The 16,527-nt window shown below is 35.8% G+C and carries 16 protein-coding genes and 1 pseudogene; 4 read left to right on the plus strand and 13 right to left on the minus strand.

Annotated features, from left to right (window positions below):
* Window positions 1–32: 32 nt before the first annotated feature.
* From tyrS to rsfS, 3 genes are read right to left on the minus strand one after another with little or no spacing between them, the layout of a single operon-like run.
* The gene (gene tyrS / locus AACH21_RS06555) at window positions 33–1,283 is read right to left on the minus strand and encodes a tyrosine--tRNA ligase (protein ID WP_338482494.1); all 1,251 of its coding nucleotides are present in this window, start codon (window positions 1,281–1,283) and stop codon (window positions 33–35) included.
* Window position 1,284: 1 nt separating this feature from the next.
* Window positions 1,285–1,524, minus strand: a complete 240-nt coding sequence (locus AACH21_RS06560) for a hypothetical protein (protein ID WP_338482495.1) — start codon at window positions 1,522–1,524, stop codon at window positions 1,285–1,287.
* Window positions 1,515–1,832: a ribosome silencing factor gene (gene rsfS / locus AACH21_RS06565; protein ID WP_338482496.1), complete on the minus strand. Its 318-nt coding sequence runs from the start codon at window positions 1,830–1,832 to the stop codon at window positions 1,515–1,517. Before rsfS ends, AACH21_RS06560 begins: the two co-directional genes overlap by 10 nt.
* A 179-nt stretch (window positions 1,833–2,011) precedes the next feature.
* Here rsfS and AACH21_RS06570 point away from each other — a divergent pair, with 179 nt between their 5' ends.
* From AACH21_RS06570 to AACH21_RS06580, 3 genes are read left to right on the plus strand one after another with little or no spacing between them, the layout of a single operon-like run.
* Complete coding sequence (locus AACH21_RS06570) at window positions 2,012–2,629, plus strand: AAA family ATPase (protein ID WP_338482498.1); 618 nt, start codon at window positions 2,012–2,014, stop codon at window positions 2,627–2,629.
* A 34-nt stretch (window positions 2,630–2,663) separates the two neighbouring features.
* Window positions 2,664–3,110, plus strand: a complete 447-nt coding sequence (locus AACH21_RS06575) for an RNA pyrophosphohydrolase (protein WP_007548581.1) — start codon at window positions 2,664–2,666, stop codon at window positions 3,108–3,110.
* On the plus strand, window positions 3,107–3,904 hold the full coding sequence (locus AACH21_RS06580) for a TatD family hydrolase (RefSeq protein ID WP_338482499.1): 798 nt from the start codon (window positions 3,107–3,109) through the stop codon (window positions 3,902–3,904). The genes AACH21_RS06575 and AACH21_RS06580 overlap by 4 nt, the downstream gene beginning before the upstream one ends.
* On the opposite strand, the gene AACH21_RS06585 is transcribed toward AACH21_RS06580, so the two are convergent.
* From AACH21_RS06585 to AACH21_RS06625, 9 genes and pseudogenes are all read right to left on the minus strand, one after another.
* Window positions 3,891–5,273: an IS66-like element ISWen3 family transposase gene (locus AACH21_RS06585; protein ID WP_007548562.1), complete on the minus strand. Its 1,383-nt coding sequence runs from the start codon at window positions 5,271–5,273 to the stop codon at window positions 3,891–3,893. The two genes, AACH21_RS06580 and AACH21_RS06585, sit on opposite strands and share 14 nt — an antisense overlap.
* Before the next feature lie 236 nt (window positions 5,274–5,509).
* Window positions 5,510–7,600: a hypothetical protein gene (locus AACH21_RS06590; protein ID WP_338482500.1), complete on the minus strand. Its 2,091-nt coding sequence runs from the start codon at window positions 7,598–7,600 to the stop codon at window positions 5,510–5,512.
* A 41-nt stretch (window positions 7,601–7,641) separates the two neighbouring features.
* A complete protein-coding gene (locus AACH21_RS06595) occupies window positions 7,642–7,836 on the minus strand; it encodes a hypothetical protein (protein ID WP_236515158.1) in 195 nt (64 codons plus the stop codon).
* Between the two features lie 293 nt (window positions 7,837–8,129).
* Window positions 8,130–9,503 carry a hypothetical protein gene (locus AACH21_RS06600; RefSeq protein WP_338482501.1) on the minus strand — a complete coding sequence of 458 codons (1,374 nt, stop codon included), beginning with the start codon at window positions 9,501–9,503 and terminating at the stop codon, window positions 8,130–8,132.
* Between the two features lie 442 nt (window positions 9,504–9,945).
* A pseudogene (locus tag AACH21_RS06605) lies at window positions 9,946–10,635 on the minus strand (hypothetical protein); the annotation flags it as partial.
* 230 nt (window positions 10,636–10,865) lie between these two features.
* The gene (locus AACH21_RS06610) at window positions 10,866–12,359 is read right to left on the minus strand and encodes a DegQ family serine endoprotease (RefSeq protein WP_338482502.1); all 1,494 of its coding nucleotides are present in this window, start codon (window positions 12,357–12,359) and stop codon (window positions 10,866–10,868) included.
* Window positions 12,360–12,362: 3 nt separating this feature from the next.
* Window positions 12,363–13,235, minus strand: a complete 873-nt coding sequence (gene hflC, locus AACH21_RS06615; RefSeq protein ID WP_012673275.1) for a protease modulator HflC — start codon at window positions 13,233–13,235, stop codon at window positions 12,363–12,365.
* Between the two features lie 2 nt (window positions 13,236–13,237).
* Window positions 13,238–14,272 carry an FtsH protease activity modulator HflK gene (hflK, locus tag AACH21_RS06620; RefSeq protein ID WP_006279849.1) on the minus strand — a complete coding sequence of 345 codons (1,035 nt, stop codon included), beginning with the start codon at window positions 14,270–14,272 and terminating at the stop codon, window positions 13,238–13,240.
* 82 nt (window positions 14,273–14,354) lie between these two features.
* Window positions 14,355–14,570 carry a hypothetical protein gene (locus tag AACH21_RS06625; RefSeq protein WP_006279848.1) on the minus strand — a complete coding sequence of 72 codons (216 nt, stop codon included), beginning with the start codon at window positions 14,568–14,570 and terminating at the stop codon, window positions 14,355–14,357.
* Window positions 14,571–14,725: 155 nt separating this feature from the next.
* On the opposite strand from AACH21_RS06625, the gene walE1 reads away from it, so the two are divergent.
* Window positions 14,726–16,240: an actin bundler gene (walE1, locus tag AACH21_RS06630; protein ID WP_338482503.1), complete on the plus strand. Its 1,515-nt coding sequence runs from the start codon at window positions 14,726–14,728 to the stop codon at window positions 16,238–16,240.
* On the opposite strand, the gene AACH21_RS06635 is transcribed toward walE1, so the two are convergent.
* Window positions 16,215–16,421 (minus strand): hypothetical protein, encoded by a 207-nt coding sequence (locus AACH21_RS06635; protein WP_338482504.1) that lies wholly within the window; start codon window positions 16,419–16,421, stop codon window positions 16,215–16,217. The genes walE1 and AACH21_RS06635 overlap by 26 nt on opposite strands.
* Between the last annotated feature and the right edge of the window lie 106 nt (window positions 16,422–16,527).

Consider the following 16,527-nt stretch of genomic DNA (forward strand, 5'->3'; position numbering starts at 1 on the left):
CTTGTATAAAATTTGTTTTCTTACTTCGAGACCTAATCTACCACAACTTTTATATGGCGTTTCTTTCCTGCAGATAATTTTATAAATGGCTGATCTTTAAAGCTTTCGAAATTTATTACATGATCAATATTGTTTACAACATTATCATTAATCTTGCATCCGTTGCCCTGTATTAAACGCTTTGCAGCGCCTTTTGAAGGTTCAAAACCGGTGTCATGTAGTAGGTCTACTAAGGATATGCCGCTTGCAACTTGTTCTTTTTTTATGATGTAATCAGGAAGTAGTGAGCTATCTTCATTCTCAAAAGCAGAAATTGCAGCAAATTGTGCAAGTTCCGCTTCTTTGTCACCATGACATATTTTTGTCACTTCTGTTGCCAAGACCTTTTTTGCTTCATTTATTTCTTGATCCTTTAAAGACTCTAATTTTCTAATCTCATCAATTGGCACATCAGTGAGCAATCTTAAAAAACGTCCAACATCTCGATCATCAACGTTGCGAAAATATTGCCAGTAGTCGTAAGGCTTTAGCATATTATCATCAAGCCACACTGCTCCACTTTCAGTTTTGCCCATTTTTTTTCCTTGTGCATTTAATAAAAGAGGCATGGTAAGGCCAAATAGCTCAGGTAAATTCAACTTTTTTCCAAGTTCAATTCCGTTTACTATATTTCCCCACTGGTCTGACCCTCCAATCTGCAGACGACAATCATATTTTTTGTTTAATTCAATAAAGTCGTAAGCTTGCAATAGCATGTAATTAAATTCCAGAAAGCTTAAGGTTTGCTCTCTATCCAGCCTGGTTTTCACACTATCAAAACTTAGCATACGATTTACAGAAAAATAAGCTCCTATATCACGCAAAAAATCTATGTATTTTATGTTATCCAACCAATCTGCGTTATTTACTATCATTGCACCAGTCTTGCTGTCATTAAAAGACACCATTTTCTCTAATATTCTCCTTATACTGGATGTATTTTGATTGATGTTCTCTACAGGCAAGATGCTTCTTGCTTTATCTTTGAAGGATGGGTCACCAATTTTTGTTGTGCCACCTCCAAGTAAGACTATCGGCTTATAACCAAATTTTTGTAGGTGACAGAGCATCATAATCTGAATTAGGTGACCAGCATGAAGACTTGGTGCTGTGCAATCAAACCCAATGTATGCAACTATATAATTGCTCTGCAATAATAATTGATCTAGTCCTTCAATGTTTGTGCATTGGTATAGGTACCCTCTTTCTTGGATGAAATTTAAAAATTCAGATGCGTGTTTCATTTTATAAACCCCAGTCTATCCTGTCATTAATGCCGAAGGTAACCCTAATAGAGAAGCCAGTGCCCAGACACTGGAACTTAATTATAAACAAGCACACTATACAACGTTTTCGATGAAATTGCATGAAAAACTGGATTCCAGTGTCAGCTACTTTCATGACACCACTACCTGTGCAGGAGTTGCCTTCAAAATTACAACGTTTGTGCAATTGTGTACCAGCTATCTGGATAATCAATTGCATAACTCTTCTATTTTATAATACTCCCTTACTTCCGGCCTGAATATGTGAACCATTATGCCTTGAAAATTCAAAACCACCCAATTGCCTTCATCCATACCTTCTACATCTATTTTATCATGTGGCTTGAGGCTTTTTATTACGTGCTCAGCTAAAGCTTTAACGTGACGGCTTGAATCACCAGATGCAATAATCATATATTTTGCAATAACGGTTTTATTCTGCACATCAAAAGTTACTATATCATGACCTTTATTTTGATCTATTATCTCTTCAATTGTACTTCTTATCGATTCCATATCGCTAAGCATTGTTTACAGGTTATATGATTCATTTATAATTATATACTCAAAATTTCTAAATATGAACTATTTTCAACGCAACTACTTGTTAAAGGTATTACCTGCATCTATTTTATCATCATGTTTTTAGTATGTACAATGTATATACTTTTTATATAATTGAAAATAGCTTTTTACTAGTATTCATTATGGGCAAGACTCTCATCTACTTAATCGGCTTTCCAGGCAGTGGTAAGTTTACTACTGCAAAGGAACTGTGTAAAATCATTGGTGCAGTAATAGTAAGCAATAATCTATTCAATAATATTATATTTGATATTGTTAAATTACAAAACGCTGAAGTTCCAGATGACCTATGGGAAAAAATTTTTGCAGTTAGGGAAAATGTATTAGCAATACTGGAAAAACACTACGTAAAATCAAAACATTATATATTTACAAATGAATTGATAGAGGGTGATCCCTATGACCAAAGATTATATAACTCAGTGGTAAATTTAAGTAAAAAAATGGACATGGAAATTTTTTCTGTAGTATTACATTGTAATAATGAAAAACTAGTAAGACGTGTCCAATCAGAAGAGAGATATCAGGAAAATAAAATTACTGATCCGGATTTTGCTATAAAGAAAATTGAAGGGAAAAGGCTATTTATACCTGAGGGTCCGCTTGAAATTGATAACTCGAACTTGAGTGCAAAGGAAGTTGCAAAGAAAATTGTTGAAGAGATGAAGAAAGAAAAAAATGGAAAATTAATTAAAACTTCTGTAACAAATCATTTAAAAACAGAGCGTACTCGTGGTTGAGCAGAAAGATAAGTACCGTCCTTGTGTTGGCATAATGCTATTTAACAGACAAGGACATGCCTTTATTGGAAAACGCTTTGATAGCGATTCTTACTGGCAGATGCCACAAGGAGGTGTTGATGATGGTGAGGAACTGGAACAAGCAGCGTTACGTGAGTTGCTAGAGGAGGTTGGTACTAATAAAGTAAAGGTTATAACTAAAAGCAAGGATTGGATATACTACAACTTGCCTGAAGAAGTTATACCAATATGCTGGAATGGAAAATATTCTGGTCAAAAGCAAAGGTGGTTCTTAATGAAGTTTTGCGGAGAGGATGAGGACATTGATATTAATTATACTGGTCATCCAGAGTTCAAAGAGTGGCGTTGGCAAGGTATAGATAGTTTAGTAGCCAGTGCTATATCATTTAAAAAAGAAGTTTATAAAACAGTGATAGAAGAGTTTTCTTCTATAATAAAAGCCTCAACAATAAGCTCATGATAGTAGATTCTCATTGCCACTTGATTTATTTTTCTGACGATGAAATACCAAAAGTAATTTCAAGGGCAGAGCAAAATGGTGTAAAGGTTTTGCATAACATATGCGTAAGCATTGACGATGTTCCTAAGTTATTAAAAATTTCTTCATCCTATGATCAGGTCTACTCCTCTGTTGGTATACATCCGCTTGATGCTGCTATAGAAAACGGTGAGTGTATACATGTTGATGAATTAGTTGAATTTACCAAGAACCAAAAGGTAATTAGTATCGGTGAAACCGGGTTAGATTTTTATAAATCTGACAACAAAGACAATCAGAAAAAAAGTTTTGCATTACATATAGAAGCGTCAAGAATAACTGGACTACCTTTAGTTATTCACACAAGAAGCGCTGATAATGAGATGATCGATATGTTAAGGTCAGAAATGAAAGCCGGTGCTTTTAGTGGAGTAATGCACTGCTTTGCTTCCTCTAAAGAACTTGCTTATCAATCTATAGATTTGGGGTTATATATTTCATTTTCTGGAATTATTACTTTTAAAAATGCGAGCTTACTCAGAGAAATTGCACAAAATGTACCACGCGAGCGTGTTTTAGTCGAAACTGATGCACCATATCTATCACCTGAGCCTTATAGGGGAAAAAAGAATGAACCAGCAATGGTGAAATACGTTGTTGATTGTTTGGCAGAGTTGTGGAATGAGTCACCAGAACAAGTAGCGAAGGTAACCACAAGCAACTTTTTTAGGCTGTTTGAGCGTATCCGTTCAGGAGAGTGGTTTAAGAAACAATAGATAGGAGGTTTTGGAAAGGATTGAGACCCCTTTGTTTCCAAGTTAAGTATAATGAAATTATCCGCTCAAGGAATGTATTTCCCCGCTTTGATTGTGTAAAATATGAGTTTTTGCGATAAACGACATAATGCCGAATTTGCCGTTCAGCGTGGTTATTTGTCAGCGGAATATTTTCTGGGTCATCTAAAAATTTCCACATCATTCTTTCAGATCTCAGAACATTTTTTGCAACTCGAGAGGCTCCAATTGCTTCAGGTAAACGAGATATCTCCTTCAAGTAATACTTTGTACGTTTTCTTAATTTTCTGGCACGTCTGACAAACCTCAAAACATCTATCTCACTTTTTAGTAAAGCTTTTTTTAGTGCAAATAATTCAGTGGCCACGTTTCTCAAGTAACAACCCAGAACTTTAACTTCAATATTCCAACTATGTGCTAATCTTTCAAAATCTCTTGATAAATGTGCCCAACAGATTTGCCTGTTTTTATCGGCAAAATAATTGTATGCTGCATACCTGTCAGTTATTACCAAGCTATTGCGATTGCAGAATTTACTATTTTGTAAAACTTTCATTCCTCTTGACTCTGTAAATTTTACAAAACTTGCCGTATTGCTTGCAAACATCCAACACCAAGCGAGTTTACCTTTGTTATAATGGCTCGTTTCATCAATATGTAGAACTTTACTCCTACTTATCTCTTGTTCGATCTGCTCATACATTTTTTTGCATTTTGAAGCAACTCTATGTTCACTATTTGATATGCTACCGACGCTTATGTTCAAATTGAAGATATCATTTACGACACTCGCTATTTCGCGTTTTGAATTTTTGTAGAATCCGCTGAACGCTGCAATTATTGACTTAACCCTTGGACCAAATGTATCTGGCGTAACACCTTCCGGTAACTTGCTACTTCTTCTCTTTCCGCATCTCCGACAACGGCCATGTTCTAACTGATATTCCACTACATAAGGCTTGATTTCTGGAAGATCAACTTTCTGATGAATATATGGTTTTTCACATATTGCAATTTCTCCTCCGCATTCGCAAGTATTAGGCAACTCTATCTTTACTACTTTATCTGCATCCATGTTGGCGCGAAAACTTCCTTTATGACCAACCTGACCGCCAATATTCCTTTCGCTTTTCGGCTTATTCTTTTTTATTTTATACAACTCTTTGGAACTTGGTATTGATGAATTTTTTGAGCTTAAACCGAGTCTTTCTCTTAACTCAGCATTTTCTATCTTTAAAGCCTTATTTTCTGCTTTTAAACTTTCATTCTCTTTTTCCAATCTTTCTATTTTTGCTTCTAACCTTTCTATTTTTTGCTGTAAATTTTTGCAAAGTTCTAAAAGGTTTACCATATTATTTCACTTTTGCTCTATGATTATCTTTTTAGATCACCTTGTCTACCTTATTCTGCCACTCCGCTGAACGGATACAATAATTTTATTGATATCTTTATATTAATACTTTTTAAATATTTAGTACCGTGCAATATCTGCAATGGATGAGAAAAATTAACACCAGTGCTTTCAGGGTCAGGGATTTTGGCTCCAACCCTAATAAAACACTTGGGTGGATATCTAAAAACCTAAATTTATTTTCTCAAAGCCTCTGATACAGGCTCTACCTCACACTCTTTAACCTCTGAAGGGACACTTCCCTTATGTTGCGCAGCAGGAGAACCCATAGAACAAAAACCACTATCTCTATCAACTTTTTTAGAACTAGAGTTATCAGGTGACGATAATTGTGCTTCTGCAAGTCGCCGTAACTGTGATTCTTCACTCTCACATAGAGATCTGCTTAGCTCCCTTTTCCCCTCAGGAGTACGCGTCAAATATAAATGCTGCTCCTTCCCAGGGGAGAAAGAGTTGGAGTCTAGCTTCTTTTGTTCCTCAGGAGAAAGAAATGGGTGTAGTTCCTCTCTCTGATCAGGATTAAGACGTTGTTGCCACTCTGATCCACCTTCATGCGTAGGAGAAGTCACTTCTGAGGGTGGATTACTTTCTGCTCTTATTCTACCTGGGAATGAAGAAGATGACTTAGACACAGGTGGTTTTTCAGTTACAGGAGTTACAGGAGCACTTACACTCGAAGATATCGAACACACCGAACTACGTTCTCTGTTATTTCGCTCAAGAGAAGGTGGCACATTGCCTTTTAGTTTTGACCACACACTACCTATAAACGAATTACTACACAAAGGACCACCCCCATGTTTCTTCTCCGGAGATTCACTCTCTTGTGACTTTGCTTCAGAACACTCATCACTACTTTTTCGATCACTTTTATCAGTAACTTGCTGTTTTTCAGGTTCCTCATTAGAAACCCCAGGATTTAAGAATATTGAATTATCCCATGCTCTAGGAAAAGGAATCGATGATGGCCTATATCTCACTTGCTGACCCCGAATCTCTATTAGCATACTTTCATAAGCACCTAAAGATAGCTGTGATTGATCACAAGTGGATTGACTTGGATCTATTTCCCCCAGCACCCCCCGAAAAGGCTCTGTTTCTTCCTCTTTTTTTGATCTTCGCCTGGGATGCTTCTCTAACCCTTCACCACGACTTCGCTTGGGAAACTCCCGTGTCGGTGATGCTTCAGCTAATAGCGTTCGAGGAAACTCATGGTCAATGGACAGTTCATGTTTTGCATTGATTACAGAGCTTTCTATAATTTTAGTTATCATACAGTGAGAAATTTCTTTATTAGAAAAGTCTATGCCATATACCCCACTGCTTCCATTTACTTTGAATGTTGCTTGAGTTTTATCACTCATATCATCAAGTACAGGATTATTAAATTTATGATTTATATCACGTGCTTCTTCCTTTGTTAAAAACCTAGTTCCTCTATTACTTAGTATAACAGGTATAAGAATTGAGGCTTCCTCTCTATTCAAAGGAGAGGCACACAAAAAGGCACTTGTCACCACACGTGTTGATGGATCAAGAACCTCCACTATCAAATCTTTAAATGCCCTTACATCACTACGACTTTTGCTATCAGCTTGAAGATCACGGCCTATAAGCCATGCGACACGCCGTGTTACACTATCAATAAAACGAGCGTCATCAAAAACGTCCCTGATATATACACCATTGTCTCCACCCCCCAGAGGGTTCTTAGGAGCATTCTCATATTTTTCCCTCATCCTTGATAAAAACTCACGCTCAAATTCCTTGCGTAATTTTTTATTAGGAAATTTAGAATGACACAAATATTTTTCCTTGTTGAATGAGTTAGTAACTATGCTACAAGTTGGCATATCTTCTAAAACATCCTTTACAAGTGAAGAAGCCAAATGAGACTTCAAATTAAAAATTACACCTTGATCTATAGGTGCTACAAACTCAATCCTACCTTGTTTACCTACAGACCAGTCTCCTTTATAGTCGTTAAATGGAAAAGATTTAACATCAAAAATTAACTTGGCTGTATTTAACACTACCTCATCCGTATCTCCTTCTTCAATACCGTAGAACTCACCTACTATCTTCCTTTTCATATTGTAAAGATATTCGCTACACTGATAATCCTCCATACCTTTATCAAATGAGACTACGATACAGTCCTTCCCGTACCTGCTTTGCAGCGTAAAATTGGTTTTAACTGTATTACGAGCATAATTATGTACATTAAAAGCACTAACCAATGCTCTTACTGTTTTTGTATTAGGCATACCAACCTCCCCATTTTTAAATTACAACAGCTACTCTTTACTTAACGTCTAGGACCACCGGGATTATTTTTTTGCTCAGACTGACGCCTCCTTTCTTCTATCTCCTTGGCTTTTTCACGATGATCATCAAGCCTTGCTCCTTTAACTCCCAGCAATTGTCCACCACCTGGTCCCTTATTCCGCTCATCCCATTCTTTTTCTCCCTTGAACCTTTCCTTACCATTATCATTTGGCATATTGCCCCCCAGTAAAAATATTATGTAATTAGTGTACTAAAAATAAAATTAAGTGCAAGCACTTTTTTATATTTTTTTTCAAAAAATTTTATTCACTCTTTTTCATAAAATTCAGTTTTCTAGATTCCAGCGTCACGCGCTGGAATGACAAGAAAGAGGTACCAAAAAGAGTAAAATTCCTTTTTCTTGTCGCCTTAGTAGCCATTCTAACATAGAATGGCATCCCAACTAAGAAGGGTGTCATCCCAGTGCCCAGACACTGGGATCTAGTCTTTTTGTCATCTAAAGCTACACTAGTATCCCCTTGATGGTGCTCTTTCTGGTGCCTTTCCCATTGAATCCACATGATTATTAACTTTTACATTACTACATTTGCTTGCTGGCTGAGCATTACTTACAGAACCTTCATTCTCAGCATCATTCCAAACACCAACTATAAAATCGTATTCATAATCAGCAACAGAACTTTTGACAGATTGATTCGAAGCTTCTTTGCTGGAAATAGAGCTTTGAGCAGGCCGGCTTGGAGTGCTTCCGTGGGTCTCTAGGTTTTTTCTTATTTGCCAATCACTATTGAATCTTTGCACTCTCCGCTTTTGTACCTTCCCCGTCGTATTCGTTGCAGTCTTTGGATCAGGTGGACACACCCCTTTCTTCGGCTTCGCTTTTGTGTCTTCTTTATTTACTTCTTGTTTTGGCAAATTCTCAATATCCTCCTTACCTCTATCATGTGTTTGCACAAAAGGCACTCGATCTTTCAGAGAATTCGACAAAAGATCAAGCTCTGGTTTGCTCAGAGGAATTGGCCTTACAAATCCTGGTGAAATTTCAAAAAGGAAAACTGGCACTTTAGGCTTTTCTCTTTCATCTACCTTGATTTCTACGTCTTTATGAACTTCTTTAATTGCTTCTTCCTTTAATGATGTTTTTTCTGCTTTTTTATCTTCTTTTTCTGTAGATGCCTCTACCGCAGCCGCCAACTCAACTCCAAACATTTCTGCGAACATTGTAACAATCCATCCGACAACAGCCATTTGTAACCTGAGTTTCAGATCTTGCAATGCAGTTAATCTTTCTAACGCCCTTGCAAACTCTTCTTCTGATAACTCACCACTGCCTAATTTCTCTTGTAATTCTTTTATCTCTTTGTCCAACCTCTGATCGAAACTTAAATCGCGTGCAAAAATCTTCTTGATTAACTCCTTAAGCTTATCACGCAAAAACTTAATTATCGAAAGAAGCCAATTTTTTTCTTTCTTCTCCTTGAGCATTTGGTAGATTTTCGGATCATCTACATCTACTTCAAAAAGGTTGAAGAGAGATTCAAAGAAATTCCAGAAATCTCCGAGTACTCTTCCTTTTTCACCAGTGAAGTAATTCTCATCATCACCTTCTCCGATATGTAGCTCTGCTTGAGATGATATTTCATCGATACAACTAGAAGCCTGACGCTCACACTCGAGCCTCCTGAGCAAATCTTGTCTGGTGAGCTCCTCTATGGCTGCTTTTAGTTCATTTAACTTCTGCTCTGCAGAGAAATCTTGCTCCCTGATTTTTCCTTGGAAGATCGAGCTACCGTTTCCGTTATTATCTGAAAAATTTTCCATTATTTTTGCCCCCTCGATAAAATTACTATCTTTATTATTATCTGAGAAGCTTTCCACCATTTTTACTTCCTTCATAAAACTTAATAATTTAATTCTACAGTACTAAATATTTAAGAACTATTAATGTAAAGATGTCAATAAAATTATTTACATTTTTACACTATATATATATTATATCATGTGCTATTTAACCTTTCAATAATATTTTTTATTTTTACTGCTTCTTCAAACTCTAGCATGCGCTTTTCTTAAATTATCCTTATTAATATTTGCTTTTGCCTCTATCCCACTTTTTCTTGTAAAGTATTTGATATAGATTTTATTATACTCTTTGGCATAACATTTGCAACATACTTTACCTATAAATGGAAATTATTATACTTGCAGCTAGACACAATTTGAAATAATTTACACTATAAAGTTAAGGAACGAGATCCCAGATACAAGATACAAGTGTCTGGGCACTGGGATGACAGGAGGGGGGGGTTGGAATGACACCAGTATGGTTATTAATTGAATAAATAACCTCCTTATTTTCAGAAATCATTGGCAAACAAATGTGATGCCATATGTTTTTTGGCTTAGATAAGAGGTGCCCAGTTAAGTCTTCCAGGTGGAGCCTATGCATCACAAGCACAATTACTCCTTTTTTTCTATCGTTGAGTCTCGTTACTAAAGTCTGATCGAACCAGTTTGTGGCACGTTTTCTAAATGTTTCACTCAAAGTTTGAGCAGGGTTAAGCGGATCATCCACAATAATAAAGTCACCACCTTCACCGGTTAATGTTCCTCCAACTGATGTTGCGATTCTAAATCCTCTCTGCACTGTTTGGAATTTATATTTAGTGTTCTGGTCTTTGGATAGTTCTACCTCTGGAAATAGTTCTTTATACCAATCAGATTGCATTATGCACCTGGTATCGAGCGAATGTTTTTCACTAAGCAACTTAGAATAACTTGCAACTATTATTCTTGCAGTTGGCTGATTTCCCAGTATCCATGCGGGCCACGCAACACTCATACATATGGACTTCATTGAACGCGGAGGCATATTGAATATTATGCGCCTTACTTCGCCAGCATTCGCTGCTTCCAGCCTGTCTGCTATGACTTTTATGTACTGATAATCATTATACTCACATCCCGGCACCACTGTTTGAAAGCACAGTTCAATGAATTTTAGAAAGTTCATGTTAGACCTCCTATAGTATCACCCAAGTAACCCCTATGGTGTTATCCAAGTGGCCGACACTGGTTCCTTTATGACGGCGTCATGCAAGTAGCTGACACTGGAATGACATCCTTTGATTTTTTATATGGTTATGCAAGAAATCTAGTGTAGATTTTTATTTATTTTATAAGATTGAAGTGTTACAGTAGCGAGCTTACAACACTACTGTTTTGTAAATTTAGTGAATAAAATTACTTCTTTAACTTTATTGAAGCGAAAAATTGATTTCCATTGCGGTAAATGAGCAACATTATTGAATCTTTACCGTTTTTCTTTACTGCTAAATCAACTTGTTTTTGAAAATCGTTAGTATTTTCTATATCAGTTCCATCCAATTGGATAATGATGTCCCCTTTTTTAATGCCACGCAGCGTGGCATTACTGTTACTATCTACATTGGTAACTATCACACCTTTTGTAGGTACATTATTTTTACTTTCTTTTGATTCTTTTGGCAGATTTGAAACAGTTAAACCGGTTACATAATCAGATGTTGATTTATTTTCTTCTTGATTGTTATCTTGGCCATCATTTGTAGATTCTCCGATCACAACTTTAATATTAACCTCTTTGCTCTTTCTAAGTAACTTAACTTGCACTTTTTTCTCAGGTCCAGCTCTTGAAACCATTTGAGGTAATTGTGTCATTCTATCGATTTTTTTACCGTCAAATTCTAATAATATATCACCTACTTTAATCCCACCTTTTTCTGCAGGACTATCCTTTACTATACTTGCAACCAATGCGCCTTTTATATCTTTTAAACCCAAGGACTCAGCAAATTCTTTCGTTATAGGCTGAACTTGCACACCAAGCCAACCATGTTTTATTTTTTTGCCACTTTTTAATGTGTCAATAATTGACATAGCTAAATTAGATGGTATGGCAAAACCTATACCCACGTTGCCGCCAGACTCAGATGGAGAATAGATAGCAGTATTAATACCTATAACTTTTCCATTTAAATCAAATAACGGTCCTCCAGAGTTACCCCTATTAATTGCAGCATCAGTTTGAATAAATTCATTCATAGTGCCAATACTAATGTCCCTGGACCTTGCAGATATAATTCCTGTGCTTACAGAGCCACCCAAACCAAATGGGTTACCTATTGCCATAACCGTATCACCAACCCTTGCTTTATCAGAATCACCAAATGCAACAGAAGAAAGATCTTTATCAGAATTAATCTTAAGCACAGCAAGATCAGTTCTTGCATCATAGCCTAAAACTTCTGCTTTGAAATAAGTATTATCGTTCATAGTAACTGTGATATCTTTGGCGTTTTTAATAACGTGATAATTGGTTACTATACTTCCACCTTTATCTATAATAAACCCAGAACCAAGCAACACCACCTCTTTGTTAACACTAGGGCCCCTATCCATAAAAAACTGATCAAAATGCTCAAAAAACTCTCTAAAATCATCAAAAAAATTATTTCCTGGCATAGATGGAACTCTAGTTCTGCTGTTATTTTCTTGTTTGATGATTTGTTCGCTTGAAATATTTACAACCGCAGGAATGAGTTCTTCCACTAAATCGGCAAGTCCTTGATTACAGTTGCATGCAGTAGTGCTAGCATCAACGACCTTTTTTGCATTCCAATCAAACATATTAGCATACGAAGAAAACGCAATTAGAAAATATGCAAATATAGATAAAATAAATGCCTTACTTTTCATAAATTATTTCCATCCTTTATTTAAAATATCTAAAAAGTTATTGTTTGGTGAAAGTACAAATTTAGTATTATTTTCGGCAAATGATTTACTGTAAGCGCTCATAGAGCGATAAAAGTTAAAGAACTCTTCATCAACCTTAAATGCCTCATTATAAATTCTAGTTGCTTCAGCATAACCACGGCCCCTTATTTCGTACGATTCTTTTACTGCACTGGAGATAATTTCCCTTTTTAATTTATCAGCTTTTGATCTAACTTCCTGCCCAGCTTGCTCTCCTTCTGCTCTGATTTCTTTTGCTTCTTTTTCCCTTTCAGTTTGCATACGGCGAAATATTGCAGAACTATTTTCTTCTGGTAAATCTGCTCTCTTAATTCTTACGTCTATTATTTCTATGCCAAATTTTTCAGCTTCAGAATAAACTCCACGCTGAATCAATTGCATAACCTCTGATCTTTTTTCATTCAACAAGCTAATCAACGAAAATCTGCCTATATTTTCTCTTATGTGAGCTTCTATAACCGGATATAATCTTCTAACCAGACCTGATTCATTCCTCACAGCCTGGTAAAAAGTAACAGGATTTGTTATTTTATATTTTGCATACGCATCTACTATAATACGTTTTTGATCCGCTGTTATCACTTCCCTTGGGATCTTATCAGGACTTAAATCTAAAACTCTTTTATCAAGAAACTCTACACTATTTATGAATGGTAACTTAAAATATAAGCCACTTTCCCTAACATCCCTTACAACTTTACCCAGTTGTATAACTATTGCTTGCTTTGTTTCTTGCACAACAAATATTGAATTAGATAAAACAATCAATAAAACAACAAATACAGAAACAAAAACAATTTTAATATTACTACTCATGGTTATTTTCCTAAATTTGTAAGAGGTAAATAAGAAAACATACCTTTCAGATCATCAGTTACAACAACTTTGTCTACCTTACTGAAAATATTTTCCATAGTTTCAAGATAAATACGATTCTTAACGAGAGAAGGATTCTGTCTATATTCCTCATAAAGAGATAAAAAGCGATTTGCATTACCTTTTGCTTCATTTATTACTTCATTTTCATATGCTTGTGCATCTAATTTTATCTTTATCGCTTCACCCTTTGCTCGAGGTATAATATCATTATTATAAGCATATGCTTCGTTTATAGTACGCTCTTTGTCTGCACGAGCACTTTGTACATCTCTAAACGAACTGATTACTTTTTCTGGTGGATCAATTTTTTTCATTTGAACAGATAAAATCTCTATGCCCATTTGGTATCCATCAAGAATCTGCTGCAATAGAATTCTAGTATCTCTAGAAATTTCTGGTCTGCCTTGACCAAGTGCAAAAGAGATCGTGTTTTTACCTATTATTTCTCTCATGGCACTCTCAGCAGCATTTTTAACACTGAAACCGGGTTTGTAATCCCGCACTTTGAATAAATAGTCCTTAGCATCTCTAACGCGCCATTGAACCTCGAAGTTAACGTTGACTATATTTTCATCTCCAGTTAGCATCACGCCTTCACCGCGATCTGTATCTCGCCCATAAGAACTACTTACCCCAATTTCTTCACGATTTACTTCCTTAACGTTCACTTTAAAAACCTTGCCAATAGGGTAGGGGAAGTGATAACGCAAACCAGGTGTTTCTGTATTAGAATATTTACCAAAGGTAAGTTCTATACTTTCTTCACTAGGATGGACAATATAAAAGCCAGTGCAAGCATAGAACAGCAAAATAATGAAAATGATGAAATAAGGTTTTTTGCCCCTGTTTCTGGTTAATCCATTAAGAAAGAACCTTATATCAGATACAGCTTTACTTAAAATATCTTCATTATTAGGAGTTTTGTTCCCTACCGGTTTCTTTCCCAGATTCCAAGGATTATTATCATCAAACATAATGATTGATTCTATAATTAATACGCTAATATTACTTCTTTAATAAGAAAATGCAAACATAAATTGCTATTTTATTTACAAATTAATCATCAGGATGGAAAACATGATCGTACACTTCCTTTTCTCTATGTAATATGGTCGACTCTATGGAATTTTCTGGCTTTTTTTTGAATTCTTTGTTGTCACTCTTTAAGTGCACTACGTCTTTGTGAAAATGGGAATTATACCTAAATAGTAAAGCTATTATTATTAAAGTTATAACAGCCAAAAAGATGAGTGTTCTTTTTCTATACTTCATAAATGCTGCAGCTTCTTGACCTAATTTTCCACACTATCAAAAAACACGTCAAGCGAAATTATTTGAAGACAAATAAATACTGGCAATCAATTTAACACTAACTTAAGAATCAAGGAATACAATTATAATATATTTAATTAATAGTGAGGTTAAAAATGTTACCTAATAAAAAAAGTTTAAATTCTGTTGAAACTGAAATAGGCCTACAACAAGAAGGTAGTCTTGATTTGAATAAAACTATGCAAAATCTATCAAATTCAGATATTGCTAATGATCACAAGAAGCTAAAAGAAAGAATGACTGACCTGTTAAAAGGAGATACAGAATTCTCTAAGATGAAACAAGGAGATAAGATTCTTGTAGTAAGTACAGCAAGTGGGTTATTTACGGCAGTACTACCACTTTTGGCAGTTGGTGCAACACTTGCTATACCGGGTGCTATAGTTGGTCTTGCTTTATATTTCGCTGTAAAAGCAGTTCAATCTGGATATAAAGGGCTCAAGTGGTCAGCAGAAAAAACAGTTGATGGGGCGAAATATACTGCTGGGAAAGTTAAGGACGCATCAACATACGCTGCCGGAAAAGTTAGAGATGGTGCTATGCATGTTAAAGATAAGGTGAAAGAAGGTTATGAACATTCAGTAGATTCACTGAAAAAAGGCGCTAGTTTTGTAGGCGAAGGAGTGGCAAATAAGTTCCATAAGGCATCTGGTGAGACGGACTATTTAGATAAGGTAAAAAGGTTTACTCCAGATGCAATTAAGAAATCTGACGAAATAAGAAATGATATGAAAGCAATTTTTGCTGATAAAGGAAATAATTCTGGGTTAGTGAAAAATATACTTTCTGGAATATCGTCAGAAATTGATTTAAAAATGGCAGAGAAGGCAAAATCAGGGGAGATTGAACATACTTCTGGATGGCAAATGCAGAAAGAATTCATTAATAATTTAAATGAAAAAAGCTTGCATAACTTGTTAACACAAAGGTCATTACCTAAAGGTAGTTATTTCATCGACAGTGTTTTCTCTGAACATCACGATGAAATTAAGAAGGTTATTAAAGAATGTAGAGAAAATCATTTGTACTCAAGCGTAAGCAATATGTTTGACAGAGCAGAGAAAAAAGCTAACAGGCCTTCTGTCAAAAGTTTAACTAGGTCTGTGTCATCATCATTCTCTTCACTGGGAAGAAAAGGCTCTGAACAATCTAACAGCTTGTCAAAAAGCAATTCACTAAATTCTATGGGAACTGAAAGTACTGCTACTGTCTCTGATTCAGATTCTCAGAACTTTGCAACAGTCCGTAGAAGCAATTCATCTAGTAGCTTAACTCCTAAGCTTACTCCAGTTGCTCCACCAGAACTACCTAGAAGCGCCTCATTGACTAACTTAAATGGACAAAGTTCTTTCAGTGAAGATGTTCTCAGTGATCCTATTGTGGAGCAAAACCTGGATAGTTTGAGTAACAGAACTCTCACTCACAGTAATTCTACTGATAGTGGAATGGGTTCTGGTTCTTCTACGCTAACAAGAAAACAAGTTCTTCCTTTAAAAGAAGAATTTGACAGAGAACTCGAAGAAAAGTTGGCAAAACGACGCGCATCTCTAGATCAACCTAGTGCAGAACCTGTCAACTCAAGAGCTACAGCAACTCCAGGAACAGTGTAATAAGTAAAACTTCTACCTTCTCCAAAAGGATGTTACTCAATGAGTAACGTCCTTTTTTTGTTTTTAAACTATAGAAAAATCCTAGATCCCAGCGGTATGCGTACAACCGTATGAACATTGTGATTTCTCTGCTAGGAAAGGTGTCATCCGAGTAGCTGACACTGGGATGGCTTTGTTGCATCGCTACTTATGAAAGGCTAACTATAGTTAGGATTATAAGCAACCTATTGAAAATCTTGTTTTTTTGCAATCAATCTGATCAAATTTAAGAATAGTAATTTGTTATT

The organism is Wolbachia endosymbiont (group A) of Ophion costatus, assembly GCF_963969245.1.
Classification (GTDB): domain Bacteria; phylum Pseudomonadota; class Alphaproteobacteria; order Rickettsiales; family Anaplasmataceae; genus Wolbachia; species Wolbachia pipientis.